This is a genomic window from Zhihengliuella salsuginis, assembly GCF_014651715.1.
GTDB classification, from domain to species: domain Bacteria; phylum Actinomycetota; class Actinomycetes; order Actinomycetales; family Micrococcaceae; genus Zhihengliuella; species Zhihengliuella salsuginis.
Genome location: NZ_BMXK01000001.1, coordinates 272,475 through 298,045, shown reverse-complemented (window position 1 = coordinate 298,045; position 25,571 = coordinate 272,475). Strand labels below are relative to the sequence as shown.

Annotated in this window: 22 protein-coding genes, 1 tRNA gene and 1 other RNA gene; 13 read left to right on the top strand and 11 right to left on the bottom strand. The window is 70.6% G+C overall.

Going from position 1 to position 25,571, the window contains the following annotated elements; translation table 11 throughout:
- Positions 1-45: 45 nt before the first annotated feature.
- On the bottom strand, positions 46-2,217 hold the full coding sequence (locus IE069_RS01410; RefSeq protein ID WP_189348308.1) for a S1 family peptidase: 2,172 nt from the start codon (positions 2,215-2,217) through the stop codon (positions 46-48).
- A 322-nt stretch (positions 2,218-2,539) separates the two neighbouring features.
- Here IE069_RS01410 and IE069_RS01405 point away from each other — a divergent pair, with 322 nt between their 5' ends.
- The gene (locus tag IE069_RS01405) at positions 2,540-3,271 is read left to right on the top strand and encodes a DsbA family oxidoreductase (protein WP_189348307.1); all 732 of its coding nucleotides are present in this window, start codon (positions 2,540-2,542) and stop codon (positions 3,269-3,271) included.
- Positions 3,272-3,336: 65 nt separating this feature from the next.
- On the opposite strand, the gene IE069_RS01400 is transcribed toward IE069_RS01405, so the two are convergent.
- Positions 3,337-4,773 (bottom strand): sugar porter family MFS transporter, encoded by a 1,437-nt coding sequence (locus IE069_RS01400; RefSeq protein WP_189348306.1) that lies wholly within the window; start codon positions 4,771-4,773, stop codon positions 3,337-3,339.
- A gap of 167 nt (positions 4,774-4,940) precedes the next feature.
- Entirely contained in the window at positions 4,941-5,576 is a 636-nt protein-coding gene (locus tag IE069_RS01395; RefSeq protein ID WP_189348305.1) for a LytR C-terminal domain-containing protein, read from the bottom strand.
- A gap of 265 nt (positions 5,577-5,841) precedes the next feature.
- Here IE069_RS01395 and IE069_RS01390 point away from each other — a divergent pair, with 265 nt between their 5' ends.
- The 3 genes from IE069_RS01390 to IE069_RS01380 all read left to right on the top strand — a co-directional run bounded on the left by IE069_RS01390 (position 5,842) and on the right by IE069_RS01380 (position 7,770).
- Positions 5,842-6,867, top strand: coding sequence for an isopenicillin N synthase family dioxygenase (locus tag IE069_RS01390; protein WP_189348304.1), 1,026 nt, complete (start codon positions 5,842-5,844; stop codon positions 6,865-6,867).
- A gap of 64 nt (positions 6,868-6,931) precedes the next feature.
- A complete protein-coding gene (locus tag IE069_RS01385) occupies positions 6,932-7,276 on the top strand; it encodes an ArsR/SmtB family transcription factor (protein ID WP_189348303.1) in 345 nt (114 codons plus the stop codon).
- Positions 7,273-7,770, top strand: a complete 498-nt coding sequence (locus IE069_RS01380) for an SRPBCC family protein (RefSeq protein ID WP_189348302.1) — start codon at positions 7,273-7,275, stop codon at positions 7,768-7,770. Before IE069_RS01385 ends, IE069_RS01380 begins: the two co-directional genes overlap by 4 nt.
- Here IE069_RS01380 and IE069_RS01375 read toward each other — a convergent pair.
- The 4 genes from IE069_RS01375 to IE069_RS01360 form a co-directional block, all read right to left on the bottom strand.
- A complete protein-coding gene (locus IE069_RS01375; RefSeq protein ID WP_189348301.1) occupies positions 7,767-8,630 on the bottom strand; it encodes an SDR family oxidoreductase in 864 nt (287 codons plus the stop codon). The two genes, IE069_RS01380 and IE069_RS01375, sit on opposite strands and share 4 nt — an antisense overlap.
- On the bottom strand, positions 8,630-9,184 hold the full coding sequence (locus IE069_RS01370) for a hypothetical protein (RefSeq protein WP_189348300.1): 555 nt from the start codon (positions 9,182-9,184) through the stop codon (positions 8,630-8,632). Before IE069_RS01370 ends, IE069_RS01375 begins: the two co-directional genes overlap by 1 nt.
- A 111-nt stretch (positions 9,185-9,295) precedes the next feature.
- Complete coding sequence (locus IE069_RS01365; RefSeq protein ID WP_229790867.1) at positions 9,296-10,135, bottom strand: Rieske (2Fe-2S) protein; 840 nt, start codon at positions 10,133-10,135, stop codon at positions 9,296-9,298.
- A 234-nt stretch (positions 10,136-10,369) separates the two neighbouring features.
- Positions 10,370-10,454: transfer RNA gene (locus IE069_RS01360), tRNA-Ser, on the bottom strand.
- A gap of 149 nt (positions 10,455-10,603) precedes the next feature.
- Here IE069_RS01360 and ffs point away from each other — a divergent pair.
- From ffs to recR, 4 genes are all read left to right on the top strand, one after another.
- Positions 10,604-10,700, top strand: an RNA gene (gene ffs, locus IE069_RS01355) — signal recognition particle sRNA small type.
- 36 nt (positions 10,701-10,736) lie between these two features.
- A complete protein-coding gene (gene gluQRS, locus IE069_RS01350) occupies positions 10,737-11,687 on the top strand; it encodes a tRNA glutamyl-Q(34) synthetase GluQRS (RefSeq protein WP_189348299.1) in 951 nt (316 codons plus the stop codon).
- 28 nt (positions 11,688-11,715) lie between these two features.
- Positions 11,716-15,357: a DNA polymerase III subunit gamma and tau gene (locus tag IE069_RS01345; protein WP_189348298.1), complete on the top strand. Its 3,642-nt coding sequence runs from the start codon at positions 11,716-11,718 to the stop codon at positions 15,355-15,357.
- 49 nt (positions 15,358-15,406) lie between these two features.
- Positions 15,407-16,006, top strand: coding sequence for a recombination mediator RecR (recR, locus tag IE069_RS01340; protein WP_189348297.1), 600 nt, complete (start codon positions 15,407-15,409; stop codon positions 16,004-16,006).
- Here recR and IE069_RS01335 read toward each other — a convergent pair.
- Positions 16,003-16,581, bottom strand: a complete 579-nt coding sequence (locus tag IE069_RS01335) for a DinB family protein (RefSeq protein WP_229790866.1) — start codon at positions 16,579-16,581, stop codon at positions 16,003-16,005. The genes recR and IE069_RS01335 overlap by 4 nt on opposite strands.
- Before the next feature lie 55 nt (positions 16,582-16,636).
- Complete coding sequence (locus IE069_RS01330; RefSeq protein WP_189348296.1) at positions 16,637-17,407, bottom strand: GntR family transcriptional regulator; 771 nt, start codon at positions 17,405-17,407, stop codon at positions 16,637-16,639.
- A gap of 292 nt (positions 17,408-17,699) precedes the next feature.
- Here IE069_RS01330 and IE069_RS01325 point away from each other — a divergent pair, with 292 nt between their 5' ends.
- From IE069_RS01325 to ehuA, 4 genes are all read left to right on the top strand, one after another.
- Positions 17,700-18,626, top strand: coding sequence for a transporter substrate-binding domain-containing protein (locus IE069_RS01325; RefSeq protein WP_189348295.1), 927 nt, complete (start codon positions 17,700-17,702; stop codon positions 18,624-18,626).
- 67 nt (positions 18,627-18,693) lie between these two features.
- Positions 18,694-19,422 carry an ectoine/hydroxyectoine ABC transporter permease subunit EhuC gene (gene ehuC / locus IE069_RS01320; protein ID WP_189348294.1) on the top strand — a complete coding sequence of 243 codons (729 nt, stop codon included), beginning with the start codon at positions 18,694-18,696 and terminating at the stop codon, positions 19,420-19,422.
- Positions 19,419-20,087 carry an ectoine/hydroxyectoine ABC transporter permease subunit EhuD gene (gene ehuD / locus IE069_RS01315; protein WP_189348293.1) on the top strand — a complete coding sequence of 223 codons (669 nt, stop codon included), beginning with the start codon at positions 19,419-19,421 and terminating at the stop codon, positions 20,085-20,087. Before ehuC ends, ehuD begins: the two co-directional genes overlap by 4 nt.
- The gene (ehuA, locus tag IE069_RS01310) at positions 20,071-20,910 is read left to right on the top strand and encodes an ectoine/hydroxyectoine ABC transporter ATP-binding protein EhuA (RefSeq protein WP_308425365.1); all 840 of its coding nucleotides are present in this window, start codon (positions 20,071-20,073) and stop codon (positions 20,908-20,910) included. The genes ehuD and ehuA overlap by 17 nt, the downstream gene beginning before the upstream one ends.
- A gap of 43 nt (positions 20,911-20,953) precedes the next feature.
- Here the strand turns inward: ehuA and IE069_RS01305 are convergent, their stop codons facing one another.
- Positions 20,954-22,141, bottom strand: a complete 1,188-nt coding sequence (locus IE069_RS01305; protein WP_189348292.1) for an ABC transporter permease — start codon at positions 22,139-22,141, stop codon at positions 20,954-20,956.
- The gene (locus IE069_RS01300) at positions 22,138-23,052 is read right to left on the bottom strand and encodes an ABC transporter ATP-binding protein (protein ID WP_444545865.1); all 915 of its coding nucleotides are present in this window, start codon (positions 23,050-23,052) and stop codon (positions 22,138-22,140) included. The genes IE069_RS01305 and IE069_RS01300 overlap by 4 nt, the downstream gene beginning before the upstream one ends.
- Before the next feature lie 332 nt (positions 23,053-23,384).
- Here IE069_RS01300 and IE069_RS01295 point away from each other — a divergent pair, with 332 nt between their 5' ends.
- Positions 23,385-24,671 (top strand): aspartate kinase, encoded by a 1,287-nt coding sequence (locus IE069_RS01295; protein ID WP_189348291.1) that lies wholly within the window; start codon positions 23,385-23,387, stop codon positions 24,669-24,671.
- Positions 24,672-25,571: the final 900 nt, after the last annotated feature.

The following is a 25,571-nucleotide window of genomic DNA, read 5'->3' as shown; positions in this document are numbered from 1 at the left end:
GCGACGGCTCGTAGCTGCCGGGCGCCGAGGCGGCGGATTCAGTTGTCAGTGACGTCGCGCCGGGCGGCGCAGCAACAGCAGCAGCGCGCCGACGACGGCCATCGAGGCGCCGACCGATGCGGCCGCCTTGAGTCCGTTCGAGGCACCGGTGTCGGGCAGTCGTCCTGCTCCGGCGTCGTCGTCTTCGGTCGGCTCCGGCGCGGGAGCCGCGGTGCCCGGGTCGTCGGACGGCGTCGGGGACGCCGCCGGCTTCTCGGTCGGCAGTGCGGACTCCGTCGGCTCATCCGTCGGGCTCGGCGACGAGGTCGGCGTCTGCGTCGGGGTCGGCGTCACGGAGGGCTCGTCCGTCGGCGTCGGCGTCGGCGTCGGCGTGGCCGGCGCCGGCACGACGACCACGGAGTGCGCGGTCATCGCCGAGGTGCTGAATCCGTTGCGCGCCTGCACGGAGAAGCGGTAGGCGCCCTCCTCGTCGGGGGCCGGGAAGGTGAACGTCCCGTCGTCTCCCACGGGGTACGCAACCGGAGCCTGACCCGTGGAACGGAGAACGATCTCGGTTCCGGACGCCGCGCCGTCGACGACACCCGAGATGTCCCCGCCCGACTCCACGTCGCCTGCGTCGTCGACGGAGGTGATCTCCGGCGCCTCGAGGTGGATGCGCACCGTGTAGCCGTCCGTGTAGCCCAGTGCGTCGACGAGGCCCGTTCCGAACGTCGTGCCATCGCTTCCAGCGCTGAGCACGCCGATGGCGACACTGCCGGAGACCATCGATCCTCCCGAATCGCCCTGCGCGGATTCGAGGCCCTCCGACACGAAGCCCGCGACGGCGCGGACATCGTTCTCGTCCTCCACGTAGTTGTGGCCCCCGACGAAGAAGACCCCCGTCTCGTCGACCTGCGCGCAGGTCCACCCCGTGGTCCGGCCGGATTTGCAGACGTCGGCTCCCACCACCGGCTCGGCGACGTCGGTGACGCTGGGCCCGGCTTCGGTGATGTCCGGGGCGGTCATCCAGTCCGAGACCATCGGGAGCGGGTTCAGCTGCGGGTTGATGTCGTCGATCACCGAGATGTCGGTGCCCACGTTGTCCGGCTCCGGCTGGGAGGACGGGGTGTTGCCGGTCCCGCCGAACTGGGAGAAGCCGAAGCTGCCGAGCTCCTGCGCAACGTCCTGGAGGGTGTCGGGCTCGCCCTGCTGGTCGAGCAGCTGCAGCGGACCGACGATGTCGCCGTCCTGCGTGCAGTGTCCCGCGGAGACGACCGCGTCGTTGCCGTCGGCGTCGAATCCGGTGAAGCCGGTCGAGCAGACGTCCCACGTCGTGCCGCCGTCGGAGGACCAGCCGTAGGGCATGCCGCCGACGAGGTCGTCGGCGGCGAACGGTTCGGCCGGACCGGTCGCGGTCTCGGTCGCCACGTTCGTGTACTGCTCGACGAAGTCCTGGAGGGAGGGGCCCTCCGAGCCGTCCGTTTCTTTCGCCGACATCTCGGCGGGACCGGACGCGTCGTCGCCGGTTCGAATCACGAACCGGCTGCCGTCGGTCGTGACGGACTGGAGGTTCTCGAGGCCGAAATCGGCGGTGTACGCGGCGAGCAGCGACTCGACGGAGTCCGCGGCGGAGGCCTGTTGAGCCGCCTCCGCAGCCTCGGCGTCGACCTCGGCCGCGTCGTCCTCAGCGGTTTCGGCGTCGCTCGGCTCGGCGTCGGCGGATTCGGTCTCGACCGGCTCCGGTTCGGCCCCCGCGGCGTCAGCGGCCTGCTCGGCGCTCTTCACTTCGACGACGACGTCGAGATCGGCAGTCGTCTCCGCCAAGGCGACCTCGACCGCCTCGACCTGGTCTGCTCCGGTCAACGCCAGCAGCCCCCCGCCCTCGACGACGATCGCCGCCGTCAGGTCCTGTTCGGCGAGCTGGGCCTTGAGCGTCGACGCCACCTTGACGAGGTCGCCGGCCGCCAGGAAGGCGTCCAGCGACTTGCCCAGGTCCCGCTCGACCGCGTCCTCGAGCCCCTCGGGATCCGGCAGCGCGGCGCCGTCGCCGGCCTCCGGGGAGATCTGCACCAGCTCCGGGGTGACACCCGGGTCGTGATCGGAGGGAGCCGAGACCCCCTTCGAGTCTTCGAGCACGACCGCCCCTGCCGGGGCAGCCGTGAAGGCGGCCCCGAGGACGAGCGCGGTGGCGGCACAGGCGGCGCTGGCGCGCTTCCAGGTATTGCGTGAGGCGTGCATCGGCACTGTCTCTTTCCGTGTCGTCTCGCGGCACAGTCGGTGGCCACCTGTGCGTGCGGGCCTGCGAGTGATGATCGTCCCTGCGTTTTGCACCCTATTGGAAATATAGGCCGCACAGCAAGACATTGACGCTACTTTTCGCTTCCTTGCGCATCCAAGCAAGGCCTGATCACGGACCGGTTCTCCGCCCACCGGGGAAGAACCGCGGGCCGGCTCCCGGAACCGCACGACACCATGTGTACGGGTCGGATTCTCCGTTCATCTGGAGTTCACCTCCAGGACAGCGGGGAATGCGCCGCCACCCCCGCGGGTTGTAGACGTCATGACCGAAACCCCCGACCGCCTCTCCGTCGACATCTGGAGCGACATCGCCTGCCCGTGGTGCTACATCGGCAAGCGCCGCTTCGAATCCGCGCTCGACTCGCTCCCCTTCAAGGACCGGGTCGACATCACCTGGCACAGCTACCAGCTGGACCCGAATCTGCCCGCGCACTACGAAGGCACCGAGCTGGACTACCTGGCCGAACGCAAGGGCATGGCCCGCGAGCAGGTCGCGCAGATGTTCGAGCACGTTGCCGGCCAGGCCGCCGCCGAGGGGCTGCACTACGACTTCGACTCCCTCAAGGTCGCCAACTCGTTCACCGCGCACCGAGTCCTGCACCTGGCGGCCGAGCACGGCCGTGCCGGCGAGCTGAAGGAGGCGCTGCTCTCCGCGCACTTCGAGCACGGGCGGGACATCGGCGAGCGCGAGGTGCTCGTCGACCTGGCGACACGCGCCGGCGTGGCGCGCGACGACGTCGTCCGCGTCCTCGATTCCGACGAGCACGCCGAGTCCGTCCGCCAGGACGTCGCGGCGGCCCAGCGGATCGGCGTCACGGGGGTGCCGTTCTTCGTGCTGAACATGAAGTACGGGGTCTCCGGGGCGCAGCCGGTCGAGGTGTTCGCCCAGGCCCTGACCCGGGCCCACGACGAGCTCTCGCCGCTGACCATGGTCGGCGCCGAGGCCGGCGGCGGCGAGGACGGGGCCGCGTGCGGCCCCGACGGCTGCAGCTGACGGAGGCGGGAATCGAAAAAGGCCGGCCGACGCGAGTTGCGTCGACCGGCCTTTCGCCTGTCCGCCTAGGCGTGCATGGATTCCAGTTCCCTGCCCTTGGTCTCCTCGACGAAGCGCCAGACGAAGAGGAAGGACAAGACGGCGAAGCCCGCGTAGATGCCGTACGCCAGAACCAGGCTGACATCGGCGAGCGGCGGGAACGACGTCGTGATGAGGAAGTTCGCCAGCCACTGGGCGGCCGCGGCGACCGACAGGGCGACCGCGCGCATGCGGTTCGGGAACATCTCGCCGAGCAGGACCCAGACGACGGGGCCCCAGGACATGCCGAACGCGATGACGAAGAGGTTGGCCGCGATCAGCGCGACGACGCCCCAGCCGTCCGGCAGGCTCACGACCGGGTCGCCGCCGGGCTCCGCGGCCGGCGTGACGATGGCCTGCGCGAAGGTGATGGCCATGGCCAGCAGGCCGACCGCCATGCCGGCGGATCCCATCAGCAGCAGCGGCTTCCGGCCGATCTTGTCGACCAGCAGGATCGCGATGATCGTGACGACGATGTTGAGGATGGACGTGCCCACGGAGATCGTGAAGGAATCGTCCTCCGCGAAGCCCACCGACTGCCACAGGGTCGTGGAGTAGTAGAAGATCACGTTGATGCCCACGAACTGCTGGAACACCGAGAGCAGAATGCCGACCCAGACGACCGGCAGCAGCCACCGGCGGCCGCCCACGAGAGTGTGGAGGCCCTGCTTGGTCTCGACGTTGATGGTCTCCTTGATCTCGGCGATCTTCTTGTCGACGCCCTCCTGGGTCTGGATGCCGACGACCTCCACGAGCGCCTTGCCGGCCTTCGCGTAGTCGCTCTTGGCGACGAGGTAGCGCGGGGACTCGGGCAGGCGGAGCGCGAGGATGCCGTAGACGACGGCGGGGACGGTCTCGGCGAGGAACATCCAGCGCCAGGCCTCGAGGCCGAACCAGCTGGCCTCGGAGGCGCCGCCGGCGGCGTTGGCGATCACGGTGTCGCTGAGCAGCGCCGCGAAGATGCCCGTCACGATGGCCAGCTGCTGGAGCGATGCCAGGCGGCCACGGCTGTGCGCCGGCGAGACCTCGGCGATGTAGGCGGGGGCGAGCACGGAGGCCATGCCGACGCCGACACCGCCGATGAAGCGCCAGATGATCAGGTCGGTCACGCCGAAAGCGAAGCCGGAGCCGACCGCGGAGACAGCGAAGAGGATGGAGGCGAGGACCATCGCGCGCACGCGGCCCTGGCGGTCGGCGAACGGGCCGGCGATCCAGGCGCCGGTCATCGCGCCGAGCAGCGCGCAGGACACGGCGAAGCCCAACAGGACGGGACTGAGGGCGAATTCGCCCTCGATGGCATCGACGGCACCGTTGATCACGGAACTGTCGAAGCCGAAGAGGAAACCGCCGATGGCGGCCGCGATCGCGACGCCGATCACCTTCTTCGGCGTTTTGTTAGGGCTCGAAACTAATGCGTCAGACATGGCGGCAATGCTACCGATGTTTTGCCGCCCTGAGAATGGCTCCACCTCGCCATTCGACGGCCGGTCTCGCTCCGACTAGGGGCTGCGGGGGAGCCGGGGCGCGCCGGCGACGCCATCGCCGGCGTCATCATGTCGCAACCTCGACGCATTCGAGGGTCTGAAACGTTCTAATCGCACGTCAGCGGGCCGGCTTCCTGCACGAGGTCGCCGTCGGGTGTGAGGGATTCGTATCCCTCGCCGAGCAGGACGACGATGTGCCCGTCGCCGAGCCGCGGCTCGAACGCGTACCCGGCCCCCGGGAAGTGGCGCTGCACGGTGAGCGCCTCGTCGTGCCCCTCGCTGCCGCTGACGACCAGCGCCGTCACGGCTCCGCGGTTGCTGAGCTGCTGGTTGCCCACGCGCCCCTCCACGAAGCCGCGCGCCATCAGGTCGTCGCGCACATCGCCGGCCAGCCCCGGCCGCAGGGTGCCGTTGTAGACGTCGACCGTCACCTCGGCCGGGTCGAGGTAGGCGAAGTCGCCGGCCGGGCACGCCGTGTCGTCCTCGGCGGCCACCGTCTCCTCGGGCCCCATCGGCAGGAACGGCAGCTCGATCTTGCGCGCGAGCACGAGGTAGGCGGTGACCCCCACCGCGGCCACGAGGAGCAGGACGAAGGTCAGGACGATGCCGTGCCACAGCCGGCGACGGAAGTGCTCGGGGCTGTCGACCAGCTCCGGGTCGTTCGTCTCGGCCTTCAGTTCCAACAGCTCGTCCTCGGTGACGATCCGCTGACCCTGCCACCGGTGTGGGTCCTCGCTCTTCATTCACTCCCCTAGCGCTCGCAAGCCGCGGCGTACGACGTCGTCGCGCAGCAGGCCGTTTCAAGGCGCCTGCCGCTGCGCGCCAGTTTAGGTCGAGCGCCAGACGATGACCGCAATCGTGACGTGTCGCGGGCCACAGGCCCGCACCCCGCCGCACGAATCCCCATAACGCATTCGAGTCAAGGCCGCCGAAACCGGGGGTAACATCCGTCAATCGAGCGTCACATTCGTTCGCGGCGACGAAACAATCCGTCTTAGCGTGTCTTTTATGACAACAGTTCGCACGTCCGTCCCGGTCCTCGACCTCTCCGCCGCCCGGACAGCGGACGGCCGCTTCAACCCGGACTTCATCGACGCCCTGCGCGACGCCGCGCACCACGTGGGATTCTTCCAGATCACCGGGTACGGCGCCCGCGACGGCCAGGCCGCCGAGCTCCTCGACACGGTCGCCCGGTTCTTCCGGCTGCCGCTCGAACAGCGCCTCGAGCTCGACAACCGCAACTCCGCCCAGTTCCGCGGCTACACCCGCCTGGGCAAGGAGATGACGCAGGGCCGGGCGGACTCCCGGGAGCAGATCGACTACGGACCCGAGCGCACCGCCGTCGGCTCCGCCGCCGAAGGCCGGTCCTTCATGAAGCTCCAGGGTCCGAACCAGTGGCCGGAGTCGTTCCCGCAGCTGGAGCGCGCGGCCATGGAGTGGTCGGACCTGATGAGCCGTGTCGGCGCCGAGCTGCTCTCCGCGATCGGGGTGGCCCTCGGCCTGCCCGAGGACTACTTCGACGAGCCGTTCGCCGGCACCCCTGCCTGGATGGGCAAGCTCGTGCACTACGTGGGCGGGCAGGTCCCCGAGGCCGGCACCCAGGGCGTGGGAGCGCACGCCGACTACGGATTCGTCACCATGCTGCTGCAGGACGCGATCGGCGGACTCGAGGTCCAGCCGTACGGCCAGGACGAGTGGATCACGGTCGAGCCGATCGAGGGAGCGCTCGTGGTGAACCTGGGCGAGATGCTCGAGGTCGCTACGAACGGCTACCTGATGGCGACCATCCACCGCGTCACCGCGCCGCCGCCCGGCGTCGACCGCTACTCGGTCCCCTTCTTCTGGTCCCCGCGCCTGGACGCGGTCATCGACGAGGTGGACCTGCCGGCGGAGCTGGCCGCCGACGCCCGGGGCGTCTCCGACGACCCGGCGAACCCGATGCTCTCCTCGTACGGGGCCAACGTCCTCAAGGGCTTCCTGCGCGCGCACCCGGAGACCGCGGCCAAGCACTACCCCGAGCTCGCCGCCGGCTGACGAGACCCGCGGCCCCCGCCCGCTCCCCTTGAGACCCGCCGGCGCGCGACCTATACTTAGGCGTATGGCTCAGTATTCGACGCCCCTCGACGATGCCTTCCAGGCCCTCGCCGACCCAACCCGCCGCGCGGTGCTGGCACGGCTCGGGCAGGGGCCGACGAGCGTCGGCGAACTGGCAGCACCGTTCGCCATGGCGCTGCCGTCGTTCATGAAACACATCCACCATCTCGAGAACGCCGGCTGGATCAGCACCTGCAAAACGGGCCGGGTCCGGACGTGCACGCTCGAGAGGGACCGGTTCGACGTCGTCGAATCCTGGCTCGACGAGCAGCGGAGAATCTGGGAGGAGCGCACGGACCGGCTCGAGCGCTTCGTGACCGCTACCAGCAACGAGGAGTCACCCGCATGAACGCATCAGCAGTTCACGACAAGTTCGACCTGACGGTCTCGCGGGTCATCAAAGCGCCGCGGTCGGCGGTCTGGGACGCGTGGGCGGATCCGGCCAGCTTCGAGCAGTGGTGGGTCCCTGCACCGGAGGTGTGCCGCGTCCGCGATATGGAGCTGCGCCCCGGTGGCTCGTTCCGGACCGAGCTCCTCCAGCCCGACGGCGGATTCGGCCCGCACATCACGGGGTGCTTTCTCGCCGTCGACCCGCAGCAGCGGCTCGTGTTCACCGACGCGCTCGTCGCCGGGTGGCGGCCCGCCGAGGCGCCGTTCGTCACCTCGATCATCACCATGGCGGACCACCCGGAGGGCACCGAGTACACGGCGACGGCGATGCACCGCAACGCGGCCGACCGCGACCGGCACGTGCGGCTCGGCTTCCACGACGGATGGGGCACGGTCGTGGCACAGCTCGCCGACCTCGTCGAGTCGAGGCACGAACCCGGGGGCCGCGCCTAGCCTCCGCCCGGCCCCGCGAGCTCACCGAAGTAGTCGCGCAGGCGCCGCGTCCCGGTGGCGGCGCCGACGCCGTCGTGCTGGAGGCCCTCGGCGAAGAAGCGGGTGAGCGAGGACACTCGCGGCCCCATGCGGTCGGCGGCCCAGACCCCGGCGCGCAGAACCCCCGGCGGCACCACGATCCAGCGCGGGTCGGCTCCGAGCGCGTCGAAGGCCAGCTCGACGACCTCGCGATACGTGAACACGTCGGGCCCGCCGACGTCCCACGTGCCGCGGGCGCCCATCCGGTCCACGCAGAATCCGGCGAGATCGGCCCCGTGGATCGGCCGGATCCGGGTGTCCCCCGCGCCCACACGCACGGCGATGCGGCGGCGGGCGAGGTCGAGGACCGCGGTCAGGTCGGAGAAGTACGCGGAGGGATTCACGATCTGGGCCTCGAGGTCGCTGCGCCGCAGCGCCTGCTCGAACGCGGCCTTCGCCCGCATCAGGGCGGAGGTGCCGTCCTGGGCGTTCATGACGCCCACGTAGAGGAACGAGGCGGCCCCGGCGGCCTCCGCCAGCTCGAGCAGGCGCAGGTTCGCGGCGTAGTCGATGTCCCACGGGTCGGCCTTCTGCCGCGTCACCCCGAGCGCGGAGACCACCCTCTCCACGCCCTCCATCACGCCGGGCCCCACGCGTGCGACGTCGGCCTCGACCCACTCGTCGACCAGTCCGGCGAGCGCCGGCGCCCCGTACGCCCCGGGCCCCCGGGCGCGTTCGACGTCGCGGACGACGGCCCGGACCCGGTACCCGCCGGCGTGCAGCGCGGCCGCGAGGTGCCGGCCCGCGTATCCGGTCGCGCCGGCGACGAGGACGGTCTCCACTACGACGGCGTCTCGTCGCCCGCGGCGGGCACGTCGCCGTTCTCGTCCCGGGTGCGGCGGTCGATCTCGAAGAGGACCCACGTGAGGCCGGCGGCGCCGAGCGCCATGACGACGCGCGGGCGCTCGACCCCGCGACCGGCCAGCGCCCGGTGGATGCCGGCGTCGATCTTCTCGCCGACGACGAGCCACCCGTACGTCACCGCGGCCATACCGCCGCCGATGCCGATGGCCATGGTGGTGCTGGCACGCCGTGCGCTCTCCGGCTCCTCGGCCGCAGCCGCGGGTGCCGGTGCGCCCGAATCCGACACCGCATCCGACGTGTCGAGCGCTTCTGCGGGCTGTTCGGCGAAACCCCTGCTCATGCCGTACCTCAAGACGGCCGCGGTGAACGCACCGGTGGCGACGGCCATCGAGGTGCGCAGCACCTGCCTTGTGCACGGCTTCAAGGCGGCCGGGTCGATGAGCGTGAACACGCCGGTCGCCACGGTCTGGACCACGCCGGAGAGCGGCGAGTAGGGATCGAAACGGGATGCGGGGCTCGGAGTGCGGTTCATGCTCTCCACGCTAGGAGGTGCCGGGCCCCGGCGCGTCCCCCTGCGGGGTGACTCCCGGGCCCGGCCGCGCCGACGGCCTCAGCCGAAGTGCGTACGCGCGACGGCGCCGGGTCAGGCCGCGCGGAGTCGGACGTGGCCGTCGGAGACCTCGGCCTCGTACCGCGGCTGCGGGACGCTCGCCGGCCCGGCCTGCACCGCTCCCGTGCGGAGATCGAACTCGCTGCCGTGCCACGGGCAGACGACGCACCCGTCGCGCAGCTCGCCCTCGGCCAGCGGTCCGCCCAGATGGCTGCACGTGTTGTGGAGCGCCCGGATCTCGTCGCCGTCCCGCAGGACCATGACGGGCTCGCCGTCGACCTCCACCACGGTGGGCGCGCCGTCGTCGTAGTCGTCGAGGTGGCCGACGTCGACCCACGCCTCGGCGGGCTCCCGCCAGCCGGCGCGGTTCACCCCCACACCCTGGACGTAGGACAGGTGGCCGCCGAGGAAACCGGCGGCGCCCACGAGCCCGAGCCCGGCGAAGGAGAGGCAGCGGCCGAGGCCCCGGTGGCCGGCCCACCGGCTGACCAGCGATCCGACGTATAGGAGCGTCGCCGCCGAATTCGCGGCGGCGTGCACGAACCCGACGCGGCGCTCGGCGCCCATGGTGTAGGACCAGTCGTGCAGGCCGGCCGCCGCAGTGGGCAGCGCGCCGAGGATGCCGGTCGCCACGGCCGCGTCCGCGGCGTCGTCGTAGCCGCAGACGTCCAGGACGGCGGCGGTGCCCCACGCACCGATCGGCACGGCGACGAGGGCGGGATGGAGCGGATGCCCGAGCGACTTGCCGCCGAGGAGGTTGCGGACGGGCTTCGGGGAGACAGCGGCCTCGACCTTGGCGGCCAGGGGGCCCGACCAGCGGTCGAGCTCCTTCCACTGCTCCAGCTTGGACAGGAGGGATTCGATGCTTGCCACGAACGTCGTCCTTTCTCGCAGGCGCGCCCTCGGAAAGGGCCGTCACCTGTGAGTTTCTCCGCTGACGGCGCGGAAGGCAATGGTTCGGCGCAAATGCGCGGCAAGCACACAGTCGGCGGGCCGGGCCTGACACACGCCAACGGACTGCGGCCCAACCCGCGACCCGAGCCGCGAGCTCGTTAAACGACGATGTCCCGGCCGTGGCGCAAGCCACGAACCGGGACATCGGATCGGCGGAGGATAGGGGATTTGAACCCCTGAGGGCGTTAACCCAACACGCGTTCCAGGCGTGCGCCATAGGCCGCTAGGCGAATCCTCCATGCAAGCTCAGAATTGAGCAGGTTTCACCATACCCGACGTTTCGACCATTGCGCCAATCGGCGCCTCGCCACGTGGTGCCCGCCACATCCGCCCACCGCCGGCCCGCCCCGATTCTGGACGGCGGCCGGTTCTGGGCTACACTTATTTCTCGGCCCCTCATGTGGTGTCATCTCGCCGAACTCCCCCAGGACCGGAAGGTAGCAAGGGTAGGCGGGCTCTGGCAGGTGCATGAGGGGTCTTCTACTTTCCCGCCCCGAATCTTCGTGCAGGAGGGCCCCTCATGGGAGCAGGTCGCTTCGCCCCGAGCCCGTCCGGCGAACTCCATCTGGGCAACCTCCGCACCGCGATCCTGGCCTGGCTCTTCGCGCGCTCGACCGGCCGCGATTTCCTGCTCCGCGTCGAGGATCTCGACCGCGCCCGCGCCGGAGCCGAAGAGGTCCAGTTGCGCGATCTAGAGGCCGTCGGCCTCTCGTGGGACGGCATCGTCGAGCGGCAGACCGAGCGGACGGCCGGATACGACCGGGCGCTCGAGCAGCTGCGCGCGGACGGGCTGCTGTACGAGTGCTTCTGCACGCGCCGCGACATCGCCGACGCACCCCGCGCCCCGCACGCGGCCCCGGGCGCCTACCCGGGCACCTGCCGCGACCTCACCGAGGGAGAGCGCGCCCGGCGCCGGTCCGAGCGCCCGGCCGCCCTGCGGCTCCGGTCGGCGGTGGACGAGCTCACGGTCGCCGACGCCCTCGCCGGCGACTACACGGGCGTCGTCGACGACTTCGTGATCCGGCGCAACGACGGCGTCCCCGCCTACAACTTCGCCGTCGTCGTCGACGACGACCTGCAGGGGATCGACCAGGTCGTCCGGGGCGACGACCTCCTGTCCTCCACTCCGCGACAGGCGCATCTGGCGGCACTTCTGGGGGCGCAGTTGCCCGGGTACGCGCACGTCCCGCTCGTCCTGAATCCGATGGGCAAGCGCCTGGCCAAGCGCGACGGGGCCGTAACGCTGGGCGACTTGTCGACAGGTTTCGCGGCAGACGGCAACCAGTACGACGCCGTCGCGCCGGCCGCGGTGCGCGATGTCCTCCTGGCATCGCTGGGCCTTCCGGCCGGGCCGCTCGAGCAGGCCCTCGAGGTTTTCGAGCCGGCCGCACTGCCCCGCGAGCCGTGGATTTTCGACTCTCCGTCCACACACTGGGATTCCTCCACAGGCACCACGCCCCGGCATGCGTAAGGTTGGCCGCGTTGGGTAGGGTTGTCCCGTGAGTACAGCCCTTTATCGCCGATACCGGCCGGACACCTTTGCGGACGTCATCGGACAGGAGCATGTCACCACGCCCTTGATGGCGGCTCTCGAGAAGAACCGCGTCAACCACGCCTACCTCTTCTCCGGGCCGCGCGGCTGCGGCAAGACCACCAGCGCGCGCATCCTGGCCCGCTGCCTGAACTGCGAGCAGGGCCCCACCGCGAACCCGTGCGGGACCTGCGCCAGCTGCACGGACCTGGCGACGGGCGGACCCGGCTCCCTCGACGTCATCGAGATCGATGCGGCCAGCCACGGCGGCGTCGACGACGCGCGCGACCTCCGGGAGCGCGCCACGTTCGCCCCGACCCGCGACCGCTACAAGATCTTCATCATCGACGAGGCCCACATGGTCACGTCGGCCGGCTTCAACGCGCTGCTCAAGATCGTCGAGGAGCCGCCGGAGCACATCAAGTTCATCTTCGCGACGACGGAGCCGGACAAGGTCATCGGCACCATCCGCTCCCGCACCCACCACTACCCTTTCCGGCTCGTCCCGCCGGAGACGCTGATCGAGTACCTCGAGCGCCTCTGCCAGCAGGAGAACGTCCCGGTCGCCCCGGGCGTCCTCTCGCTCGTCCTGCGCGCCGGCGGCGGCTCCGTCCGCGACACGCTCTCCGTCCTCGACCAGCTCATGGCCGGCGCCGGCGCCGAGGGCCTCGACTACGAGCTCGCGGTCTCCCTGCTCGGCTACACCCACGCCACGCTCCTGGACGACGTCGTCGATGCGCTCGCCGCCCAGGACGCCGCGACCGTCTTCGGCGTCGTCGACCGGGTCATCCAGACGGGCCACGACCCGCGCCGTTTCGTCGAGGACCTGCTCGAGCGCCTGCGCGACCTGATCATCGTCAAGGCGATGCCGGACAACGCCGCGCAGATCATCCGCGGCCTCCCGGCCGACCAGCTGGCCCGCATGCAGCAGCAGGCCGTCCTCCTGGGACAGGCCGAGCTGAGCCGCTCGGCCGATGTGACCAACCAGGCGCTGACCGAGATGACCGGGGCGACGAGCCCGCGACTGCACCTCGAGCTGCTGTGCGCCCGGCTGCTGCTGCCGGCGTCGGACACCACCGAGCGCGGCATCGGCGCCCGCGTCGACCGCATCGAACGGCGCCTCACCCACGGCGGCGATGCCCCGCTGGCCGCCGGCCCCGCCCCCGCGGACCACGACGCCGGCACCGGTGCGGCACCCGCCGCCGATCCGGGCATGGGCGGAATCGACGCCAACGGCGCCTCCGGAGCCGCCGCCGTCCGGGAGGCCCTGCGCAAGGCCCGCCACGGCGACCCGGAACCCCAGCCGCAGCCGGCCGAACCGGCTGAGCCCGCACCCGCCTCCCAGGCGCAGGCGCCGCAGGCCGAGCCCGTTTCGGCGGCGCCGGCCCCCGCCCCGGCCGAGCACCCCGCGCCCGAGGTCGCCGCTGCGCCCGAGCCTGCCGCAGCGAGCACTGCCGCGGACGCGGAGCAGCCGGCCGGAGACGCGCCGAAGGACGGTCCCGCCTTCCCGAAGACCGCGGCCGAACTCGCCGCGCGTCTGCCCTCGGCGGCCCGAAAGCCGGCCACCCCGGGCGAGGACCCGACCGCCGACTGGGGCGGAACGTGGACCGTTCCCGATCCGGACGAGTCGGGCACCGCGCAGCCGGCAGGATCCCAGCAGCCATCGTCCCCCGCCGACGCGCCGCTGGCGGGACCGCCCCAGCAGGGTGCCGCCCCTGCGCCGCAACCGCAGCCAGGTCCGGCACTGGCGAATGAGCCGCAACAGGCCCGACCGCAGCCACCGCAGCAGCAGGCGGGACCGCCGACCACAGAGCACGCCCAGCCGACGGCCCCCGCGCGTTCGGAAGCGGACGGCCCGGCAACGCCCGCCACGCAGCAGCCCGCTCCCCCGGCGCCCGGCGCCGACCGCCCGGCGGCACCGGCCCCGGCCCGGGACCAGGCGCAACCGTCGCAGCCGGAGCGGCCGCAGGCCCGGCCGGAAGCTCCGACGCCTCCGCCGCAGGAGTCTCCGGCTCCGGCACCCGCCGCACCGGAAACCGGTGGCGGCACCGGATCCATCGAGATGTTCCGCCGCGCCTGGCCAGAGGTCCTCGAGCTCGTCAAGAACGAGCGCAAGGCCGTCTGGATGAACCTGCAGCAGAACGCCACGCTGGCCGGATTCGACGGCAGGTCCCTGGCGGTCTCCTTCTCGAACCCGGGAGCGCAGACGAACTTCCTGAACCGCCCGGACAACGTGGCCATGCTCCAGTGGGCGATCAACCAGGTCCTCGGCATGCAGGTCAACGTGGACATCGTCGCGGGAGGTTCCGCCCCGGCGGGTGGTTCCGGCCCAAAAGCTGAACGCCGGCCCCAGCCGGCGTCCGCAGGCCCCGCTCCCGTAGCCCCGCAGCAGGCTCCGGGACCCTTCCGCCCGGCGCCCCAGCGACAAGAGCACTACGAGCGTCCCGCCGCGCCCGAGTGGAGCGAATTCCCGCCCGCCGAGACCGCCGGCTCCAAGAACGCCGCATCGGACAAACCGGCTGAACCGGGCGATGCAACCGGACGAACCACCGCATCCTCCGGGACCCCGGCGGGTTCGGCGGGTTCGGCGGGACCGGCGGGACCGGTGCCGACGGCCGGCGCACCGGTGCCGGTCGCGGAGCAGGGAACCGCACAGGCCGCCGCCCCGGCGCCGCCCGCTTTCGAGGGGGACCGCGGCTCCGCCGTGTCCCCGGTCGAAGCAGCCGGCCCCCGCGGCCACTCCTCGCGTTCGGCCGTCTCCGCCGATTCGGCCCACTCCGCCCACTCCGCGGCCTCGTCGCCGTCCGCGAACACCGCCGGTTCCGCGGCCTCGGCCCCGTCGGCGGGCTCGGCCGATTCCGCTCCGTCCGCAGCCTCGGCGCCAGATGCCGAACCCGCCGCTGAGACGCCGACCGCGTCCCCGGCACCGGATCCGTCGCCCGCCTCTGCTTCCGCGCCCGCCGGCTCCGCCGTGCAGAAGCCCGCATCCGAGTGGGACGACCAGCACTGGGACGAACCGGACGACGGGTGGGTCCCGCCCGAGGAGCCCCCGCCCTTCGACGACCCCGGCCCCGAGCCGGAGCACCAGCAGGCGGCGGCCGCTCCCGCGCCCGCTCCGGCCCGCGTCGTGCCGCCGGCACCGGCCGGGCCGACTCCCCCGCCGCCGTCGTGGGCCGGATCGGCCCTGCCGGCGACCATGCGGCCGGATCCGGCCAAGGAGCGCCCGGCAGCCCCGGCGCCCGAGCGCCAGGACCCCGCGAAGAAGCTCAGCCGGTACCAGCAGCTGCTCGCCCAGGCGCAGGGCGGCGGGGCCGCGCCGGGAGCGGCGCCGACCGCACCCGCGCCGGGTCCGGCCGCAGACCGGGACGCACCGGGTGCGGGCGCGCCGCCGTCGTACCCGCAGAACGCTCGGCCCGCGGGTGCGAACCCAAACCAGGGCGGGCAACCCGTAAACTCGTCCTACGGTGCCGGCACCGACGCGGACTTCGTTCCCAGCGACGACGACATCGCGATCGAGGACTCCACCGTGATCGGCCGCGCCGCGATCGAGCACATCCTGAACGGGCGGCTGATCGAGGAACGCAACAACGACGGGACCCCCATCAGCTAGGGCCCGCCGCAACGGTGCCGGACGGCATCCGAATCGAGTGTGAGGTTTCGTGTACGAAGGCGCAGTTCAAGATCTGATCGACGAGTTCGGTCGGCTTCCGGGCATCGGCCCGAAGTCCGCGCAGCGCATCGCGTTCCACGTGCTGGAGGCCGACCGCGCGGACATGGACCGGCTCGCCGACGCCATCCGCGCGGTCAAAGACAAGGTGAAGTTCTGCGCGGTCTGCTTCAACGTCTCGGAGCAGGAGCTGTGCAACATCTGCCGGGACCCCAAGCGGGACGAGACCGTGCTCTGCGTCGTGGAAGAGTCCAAGGACGTCATGGCGGTCGAGCGGACCCGCAGCTTCCGCGGCCGCTACCACGTCCTCGGAGGCTCCATCAATCCGATCGCCGGCATCGGGCCGGAGCAGCTGCACATCCGCGAGCTGCTGAACCGGCTGCACGACGACACGATCGAAGAGGTCATCATCGCGACCGACCCGAACCTCGAGGGCGAGGCGACGTCGACCTACCTCGCGCGGATGCTCAAGTCGCTCGGGATCAAGATCACCCGGCTCGCCTCCGGCCTGCCGGTCGGCGGAGACCTCGAGTACGCCGACGAGGTCACGCTCGGCCGCGCGTTCGAGGGGCGCCGCAGCGCGATCGGCTAGGCGAACGCGTCGGCCGCCGCCTGCACTTTCGCCCGGTAGGCGTCCCACCACCCGCGTTCGCCGTCCGGCAGATTCCCGTTGCCGTCGTACAGCCCCGCGAAGCCGTCGATCTGCTCGCGGATGATGTCCGCGTGCCCGGCGTGCCGGGCAGTCTCCGCGATCATGTGCACGATCAGCCGGCGGACGTTCGTCCGCCGGGTCCGCTCGCCCCACCACGGGACGACCGCCTCGGCCTCCAGACCCAGCTCCGCGATCGCGGCGTCGGTATCCGCCCACGCCGTCCGGTAGAGGCCGACCACCCACTCGCGGCTCTCATCCGCCGTCGCGTACATGTCGTCGTTGTCCTCGGCGGAATCGCCGAGCCACGGCATCTCGACGGCGTTCGGGCGTCCGCACACCTCACCGAAGTAGCCGATCTCCATGCTGGCCACGTGCTTGACCAGGCCGAGCAGGTTGGTCCCGGTGCCGGTCATCGGCCGGCGGGAGTCGTAGTCGCCGACCCCCTCCAGTTTCCACAGCAGCGCGTTGCGCTGGTCTCGCAGATAACGGGTGAGCATCTCCATTTCAGACATCATGTGCCAAGACTAGTGCGGCGCATGAGGCCGAGGAAGGGCCCGCCGACGGAGACCGTCAGATCCGGATGGGCTCGATCGCGTAGGTGCCCTCGACGCGGTCGACCGTCGTCGTCTGCACGCCGGCGGACGGCTGCCCGCGCAGACGCTCCATGGTCTCGTCGAAGTGGCCGCTCAGCTCTTCGACGGCCTCCTCGGCCTCCCCGGCGAGGATGAGGTCGAGCCGCCTGCGGTGCGTGTCGAAGGTGTCGGTCCGGACGACGTAGCCGGCCGGGTGGCTCAGGCTGGCGATGCGGGTCTCGATCACGAGAGTCGACATGTAGCGGCCCAACCGCGGCGCCCCGGCCGCCCGGACCACCTCGAAGTGGAAGTCGAGGTCGGTGTCGCCGATGGCCCGGGCGACCGCGTCCGTGTCGTCCCGGTCCGCCAGGTCGCGCAGGCGGGCGAGGATCTCCGCGGCCCCGGACAGTGCGGCGGCGCGGGCGGCGCCGTCGAACTGGGCCACGAGCCGCCGGATGGCGGCGGATTCGACGGCGAGGCGCGCCCGGTAGAGATCCTCGAGGTCGTCGACCCCGATGGCGACCGTGCGCAGGCCCTGCCCGGGGCTGGCATGGAGGAGGCCCTCCTGGACGAGCCGCTGCGCCGCCTCGCGGAACGGGCCGCGGCTGACGCCGAGCTGCCCGGCGATCTCGACCTCCCGGAGCGGGGCGCCCGGCTTGATCAGGCCGTTGTAGATCGCGTTGCGCAGCTCGATCGCGATCAGGTCGACCGTCGAGGAACGCTGCACCCGTCCGACGACGGGGGCCTTCGCCTGCCCAGCCCACTCCATGGCCGTCTCCACCTTTCGTCGGCAGCCCGCACCGGCTGCCCGCTCGTCCCCCGACTCCGCTTCGCAAACCGGTGGACACGGGCGTCGCACCGGGAGATCGACCGGTCCGCCCCACCGGCCGTGCAGTGACATCAGATGCTATCAGCAGGGATTGTCGACAAGAAGACGAGCGGACAATCGGATTGTGGGATGTTCTCCAGCTCGCTAGTGTGAGCTGGACAACACGGTCGGCCGGCGCCCTCCGGCATCTCGAGTGGTCCGGCCCGACGGAACAACTGAGACGAGGAATCGCATGAGTACCTTGATGAAGCGCCGTGCAATCACTCTGAGCGCCACCCTGGCCGCCGGGGCACTGGCCCTGACCGCCTGCGGCGTAACCACCACCGACGAGGCACCTGCCGGCGAGAGCGTCGCGCCTGCGGGCGAGGGCAAGCTCGCCGCCCTGCAGGAATCCGGCACCATCACCGTCGCCATCGCCGGCGAGATCCCCTACTCCTACATGGAGGAGGGCGAGCCGACGGGGGCCACGATCGCCCTGGCCGAGAAGATCTTCGGCGAGATGGGCATCGACAACGTCGAAGCGGTCAGCGTCGACTGGAACTCCCTGATCCCCGGGCTGACTGCCGGCCGATTCGACGCGGTCTCCGCCGGCATGTCGATCCTGCCCGATCGTTGCGCCGAGGCCGACTTCGCCGACCCGGAGATCATGTACACGACCGCTTTGATGGTCGCCGAGGGCAACCCCCAGGGGTTGACCGATCTCGACTCGGTCGTCGAGGCCGGGGACGACGTCGACCTGGCCGTCCTCGCCGGCGGCATCGAAGCCGGCTACGCCGAGTCGCTCGGAGTCCTCGGCGATGCCCAGCAGGTTCCCGATGCCGAGGCCGGAATGGACGCGGTCGCCAACGGCCGCGCCGACGCCTTCGCGATGACCGCCATCTCGCTGACCACGATGGCGGAGGACAACCCGGACGCCGGCGTCGAGGTCACCGACGCGTTCATCCAGGAGCTCGACGGCGTCGCCCAGCTCAGCGGCGGCGCGACGGTCTTCCACCCGGACGACGACGAACTGCGCGAGGCCTACAACGAGGGACTCGCCCAGGTCACCGCGAGCGAGGAGAGCTACCTCGAGGTGATCGGCGAGTACGGCTTCACGGCCGAGCACCTGCCGCCGGAGGACCTGACCACCGAGCAGCTCTGCGCCGGCGAGCTGGAGTAAGAGCCGTTCCCGCCGCCCGGCCCCGTTCCGCGGGGCCGGGCGCCCCGCCTCCAAGAACAGGGACACCGTGACAGACCACCTCGCATCGCTCGCGGAGGCCGCTCCGCGCCTGGCCCAGGGCCTGTCCGTCACCGTCCAGCTGACGATTTTCGGCGCCCTGCTGGCCTTCGCCATCGCCGTCGTCCTGGGCCTCATGGCGGGCAGCTCGAGCCTGTGGCTCCGGGGCCCGGCGCGCGTGGTCATCGAGTTCTTCCGCGGCACCTCCCTGGTGGTGCAGCTCTTCTTCTACTTCTTCGTCCTGCCGCAGCTCGGCGTCGACCTGCACCCCATGGTCTGCGGCGTCCTCGGGCTGGGCCTCAACTACGGCGCCTACGGGGCCGAGGTCGTGCGCGGCTCCATCAACTCGGTCCCCGCGGGCCAGTGGGAGGCGACGATCGCGCTCAGCCTCAGCCCGGCCCAGCGCATCCGCCGCGTGATCTTCCCCCAGGCCTGGGCACTCATGATCCCGTCGCTGACCAACCTGCTGGTGCACCTGATGAAGGGCACAGCGATCGTCAGCGCGATCACGCTCGCCGATTTCACCTTCCACCTGGACCAGCTGCGCCGCGTGACGTCGACGATGTTCTCCTACGCCGCCGTCGGGCTCATCGGCTACTTCGTCCTCGCCCTGGTCCTGACCGGGATCATGGCGATGCTCGAGACGCACGCGAAGCACAAGCTCGGACAGGGCCGGTCGCTGCGCGCCATCCTGTCCCCCGCGCCCACGGTGGCCGCCCCGGGCGGAGGTGCGGCATGACGCCCCTCCCCGCGGCCCTCGACTGGGACTGGGAATCCGCCTTCGAGTCCCTCCCCTCGCTGCTGAGCGCGTTCCTGCAGGTGACGCTCCTGGTCACGGTCCTGTCCACGGCGCTCGCGGCCGTCCTCGGGCTGGTCATCGCGATGACGCTGCGGCTGGCACCCCGGCCGGTGGCCGGCGTCGTGCGCTGGATCGCCCACTTCATCCGGATGACGCCGATCGTCGTGCAGCTGCTGTTCGCCTACTACGCGTTCCTGGAACTCGAACCGCTGACCATCGGCGTCCTGGTCTTCGGAATCCACTACTCGACGTACATGTCCGAGGTCTACCGGGCCGGCATCGACTCCGTGCCCGCGGGCCAGTGGGAGGCGACGACCGCGCTGTCGATGTCGACCCGGCGCACCTGGACCGCCGTGATCATCCCGCAGGCGCTGCGCGCCACCGTGCCGGCTCTCGGCAACTACGCGGTCTCCATGTTCAAGGACACCCCGTTCCTGCTGGTGATCGGCGTGGTCGAGATGGTCAACGCCGGGCTCATCTACGGCGGGAACAACTTCCGCTACATCGAGCCGATCACACTGGTGGGAGTCATCTTCCTGCTCGCGAGCTACCCCACGTCCCTGTTGATCAGCAGATTGGAAAAGCGCCTTGCCTACCGCACCTGAACAGAACGACGACGCCGCCCGCGGCGCCGCGCCCGACGCGCCGGTCATCGAGTTCCGCGACGTCGGGAAACGCTACGGCGACAACGTGGTCCTCGACGGGCTGGACTTCAGCGTCCGCAAGGGCGACCGGGTGACCCTGATCGGGCCGTCGGGCTCCGGCAAGACGACGATCCTGCGCCTGGTCATGACGCTGGAGGACGCGACGGAGGGCTACATCTTCGTCGACGGCGAGCCGCTCACGCACGAGGAGCGCAACGGCAGGCGGGTGGAGCTGAACAAGAAGCAGCGCAAGCGCATCCGCCAGAAGATCGGCATGGTCTTCCAGCAGTTCAACCTGTTCCCGAACATGACGGTCCTCGAGAACATCGTCGAGGCGCCGCTGCACGTGCTCGGCCACCCGAGGGCGGAGGTGCTCGAGCGGGCCGGGAACCTGCTCGAGAAGGTGGGCCTGGCCGACAAGGCCGACGCCCACCCGTCGTCGCTCTCCGGCGGCCAGCAGCAGCGCGTGGCGATCGCGCGGGCGCTGGCGATGGATCCCGAGATCCTCCTGCTCGACGAGGTGACCAGCGCGCTCGATCCGGAGATCGTGGGCGAGGTGCTCGGCATCCTGCGCACGATCGCGGAGGAAACCGACATCACCATGCTCCTGGTCACCCACGAGATGCAGTTCGCCAAGGACGTCTCCAACCGGGTGCTGATGTTCGACGGCGGCCGGATCATCGAGGAGGCCGAGCCGGAGGCGATGTTCTCGAACCCGACGCACGAGCGCACCAAGTCGTTCCTGCGGGCCGTGCTCGGCGAGGACCAGATCGGGACCCGCTGACGCGCCGGCCGCGCCCGCGCCGCCTGGCGGCGCGGGCGGGGCGTCAGGCGATGCGGGTGCCCGCCGCGAGCTTGCCCGCGGGGGTGACGAGCCGGCGTCGTCCGCTGAAGACCAGGATCCCGGCGAGCAGCGCCTGGACGCCGAGGCCCAGCGGCCACATCGGCGCCAGGTCGCGCGGGTCCTCTGCCGGGCCGACCTGGCGTTCACCGTCGACGCAGTTCGGCCCGTCATACCCGGCCTGGGCGCTGCGGACGCCCACCTGGATCGCCCCGATCGGCCCGTCCGGGGAGTAGGACGACTGGCCCTGGTGGTACACGTTGGGTTCCACGGGTACCGCGTCGGCGACGACGACGAACGGGTTGGCGGCCAGCAGCCACGCGGTGCGCTCGGTGTGGACGATGGTGCGCTCGTAGGAGCGCTCGGTGCAGATCTCGTCCTCGGGGTTGTAGACGTAGTTCTGCATTTCCGCGTCCAGCTCCTCGTAGACCTTGGTCTCCTCCACCGGGGTCATCGGCTCTCCGTCCTCGCCGAGCAGGCGGCCGGTCTCGGGATCGTGCTCGAGCTGGGAATAGGGATCCTTCGGGTTGACGACCTCGTAGTCGACGATCTCCTCCTGCGTGAACCGCAGGCTCAGGCCGAACGCGATGAGCGTTCCGACCGTCAGCAGCGCCACCACCAGATAGGTGGAGACGACCGCGAAGAGGGGCCGGCTCGAGCGCGCCGAGATGCCGACGCCGATGGCGCACGCGACGCCCAGCTCCACCGCGCTCATCAGGAGGATGACGGGGACGGCGGGCAGGTGGACGTCGCCGTAGGAGACCGCCCAGGCGATCATCGGGAGGGTGACCACCAGGAAGCCGAGCGCGGCGACCCACGCTGCGACCCACTTGCCCCAGAGGATCTGGCCGGGGGTGAGCAGGGTGTTCTGCAGGACGGCGAGGGTGCCGCCGGAGCGGTCGCCGGTGATGGAGTTGGCGCTGAGCGCGGGCGCCACGAGCAGGCCGAAGAGCAGGACGAACCCGGCCACGAGCTCGAACATCAGCTGCCCCGTCCCGCTGTCGGCCTCGCCGCCGTTCCACGACGCCGAGGCCGTGTAGGCGGCGAGCGCGGTGACGAGCGCGATCACGACGAACCACACGGCCAGCATGATGTACCAGCTCTTGGAACGCAGGCGCTGCTTCAGCTCGAGTTCGACGACGGTGCGGACACCCGCGGCATATCCGAGTTTCATTTCTCCGTCTCCTCCGGATTCGTTGCGGAACCGCCGCTCTCGTGGTCGTAGACGGAACTCATGTAGGTCTCCTCCAGCGCGCCGACGGTCGGGGCGAACGCCGTGATGGAGACGCCGTGCTCGACCAGCAGGCGCAGCACGTCGGCGGCCTGGGCCTCGGTGGCGACGTCGACGAGCGCCTCCGCCCGGCGCTGGCCGGCCGGGACGGTGTACGGGACGCCCTGGGCGGTCAGCCCGTCGAGCAGTGCCTCGTGGTCGAGCCCGCGCACGCTGTAGCGGCGCTTCTGCGCGTCGGCCTCCTTGACCGTCTGGTTGCGCACGGTGCGGCCCGCGGCGACGAACACGGCCGCGTCGGCGATCTCGTCCAGCTCGGACAGGACGTGGGAGCTGACGACGACGGTGCGCCCCTCGCCGGCGAACTTGCGCAGCAGGTTGCGCAGATCGATGCGCGCTCCCGGGTCGAGGCCGGAGGCGGGCTCGTCGAGGAGCAGGATCGAGGGGTCGTTCATGAGGGCCCGCGCCAGGGAGAGCCGCTGCTGCTGGCCGCGGGAGAGGACGCGCGAGGGCTGGGCGGCCAGGTCGGCGAGCTTGACGAGCTGGAGCAGGTCGTCGGCCCGGGCCGCGGACGTGGCCTTGTCCATGCCGTAGAGCCTGCCGATCGAGATGAGGATCTCGCGGGCCGTCAGGGTCTCCCAGACGCCGAGGGTGTCGGGCATCCAGCCGATCAGCGGGCGGGCGGCACGGGGGTCGTCTCCGAGGTTCACGCCGCCGACGTGCACGGTGCCCGCGTCGGGCTTCAGCAGGGACGCGAGCATGAGCAGCAGGGTGGTCTTGCCGGAGCCGTTGGGCCCGATCAGGGCCGTGACCTCGCCCGGCCGGGCGGCGAAGTCGATCTGCTTCACAGCCTGCACCGCACCGAAGGCGCGGGCCAGGCCCGTGGCGACGATGCCGGCGTCGTGCTGGACGGGCTCCAACGCGACTGGTTCCGTTGCGTCTGGCACGGCGGTCCTCCTGATGTTCGTGCGGTGCGGTGGTCCACGACGGCCCCGCACCTACAACTCTAGAGAAACGGGCCGCACGCCCAGTACCTCCCACGGTATGAAATCTCCCGTCGGTTTTGTGACCTCGCGGGGTCATCCAGCACGCCAGCGGCCTCCCCGGTGGCTACACTGTTCGGCAGTGTCACAAGGCACGGCGCTGCAGTCCAGCGCGACGAGAACAACCCCTGGGAGAGTGCTGCGGCATGAGCCTGATTGTGCAGAAATTCGGCGGATCGTCCGTGTCGGATGCCGACGGCATCAAACGCGTCGCCCGCCGGATTATCGACACGAAGGCGGCCGGGCACGACGTCGTCGCCGTGGTCTCCGCCATGGGCGACACCACGGACGACCTGCTCGACCTCGCGGGCCAGCTCACCACCGAGCCGCCGGCCCGCGAGATGGACATGCTCCTCTCCGCCGGCGAGCGCATCTCGATGGCGCTGCTGGCCATGGCGATCGACGGACTCGGCGCGAAGGCCGTGTCCTTCACCGGCAGCCAGGCCGGCATGATCACGGACGCCGTGCACGGCAAGGCCCGCATCATCGACGTCTCGCCGCAGCGCGTGCGCCAGGCGGTCGACCGCGGCTACGTCGCGATCGTGGCCGGCTTCCAGGGCATGAGCCCGGACAGCAACGACGTCACCACCATGGGCCGCGGCGGCTCCGACACCACCGCGGTGGCGCTGGCCGCGGCGCTGAACGCCGACGTGTGCGAGATCTACACGGACGTCGACGGCGTCTACACGGCGGATCCGCGCATCGCGACCTCCGCACAGAAGATCGACACCATCTCCAGCGAGGAGATGCTCGAGATGGCGGCCTCCGGCGCGAAGATCCTGCACCTGCGCTGCGTCGAGTACGCGCGCCGCTTCGGGGTGCCGCTGCACGTGCGGTCCTCCTTCAGCACGAACGAGGGCACGTGGGTGCTGCCCAGTCCAGACGACAAGATCAAGATTCAAGAGGGAGAGCCCTTGGAACAGCCCATCATCTCCGGCGTCGCACACGACCGCTCCGAGGCCAAGGTCACCGTGGTCGGTGTCCCGGACGTTCCGGGCAAGGCCGCGGAGATCTTCGGCGTGATCGCCGGCGCCCACTCCAACATCGACATGATCGTCCAGAACGTCTCCACCTCCGGCAAGGACAAGACGGACATCTCCTTCACCCTGCCGATCATCGAGGGCAAGGACGCGCTGGACGCGCTGCGCGACGCCCAGGCCCGCGTGGGCTTCGAGGGGATCGAGTACGACGACCAGGTCGGCAAGCTGAGCCTGATCGGCGCCGGCATGCGCTCGAACCCGGGCGTCTCCTACAAGTTCTTCCAGGCCCTGCACGAGGCCGGCGTCAACGTGGACATGATCTCCACCTCGGAGATCCGCATCTCGGTGGTCACGCACGCCGACAAGCTCGACGCGGCCGTCGTCGCCGTCCACAACGTGTTCGGCCTCGACGCGGACGTGGAGGCCACGGTCTACGGCGGCACCGGCCGCTGATCCACTAGCCGGTACGACGACGAGGGGTCGCCGCCCAGCTCAGCGCTGGGAGGCGGCCCCTTCGCTTGTTCCGTCAGTTTCGACTACTTGAAGCGCGCAGGACTAGTCGAAACTGACGTCAGATCCTGCGGAATCGGCGATCAACCTCGACGATAGCGCGGGCAAACTCACTGCGAAGGTCGCTGACGTCGTAGCGGAGTGAAGACCAGCCGTAGCTGGCCCACTCACGTTCCCGGTTGAGGTCTCTGCTGTACTGCTCAGGAGTCCGGTGATGTCCGCCCTCGTATTGGAGAACCAGGCTTAGCTGGCGATAGCCCAGGTCTCCCTTCGGAGCATAGGGATTCTCAGGGCTCGGACTGATCTGGAGCTCGGGCTCTGGCAGACCGGAACGTATCAAAGCGAGACGCATCTTCGTTTCCGGTGGCGAATCCGCACCCACGCGAACCTGCTCCAAGGCTTCACGTGCCCTGCCGATTCCTCGCGCCCGTGGGTGAGCCTCGCACAGCGCTTGCAGTTCCTGCCGTGTTGCCAACGGGGCCCCGCCATGGCGGGGAATACGCACCAGCTGGTCACCGATAACGATCAAGTTGTCAACGTCGAGTACGGACGCAAGGTCTAACCACGTGCGCGATCTGGAGGCGATCCAGCCAGTCAGGTCCGTGGGCGCACCGGGCACCGTTCCAACATCACGCACCTCGCCCCGAATGACTTTGTTTTCGTGAGTTCGGACTGTTGGTATTCGGCGGCGCCCACTGCCTGGCGGAACGCTCAAGTGCAGAGAATCGTCTGCTCTCATCGGCAGGAAGAGTCCGTAGTGTCGCGCAGCGCTCTCGTGCGAAAGCCACAATTGTCGCGCAAGGAACCGCAGCGCCGTCGCACGAGCAAGCTCGCTGGGTGCAT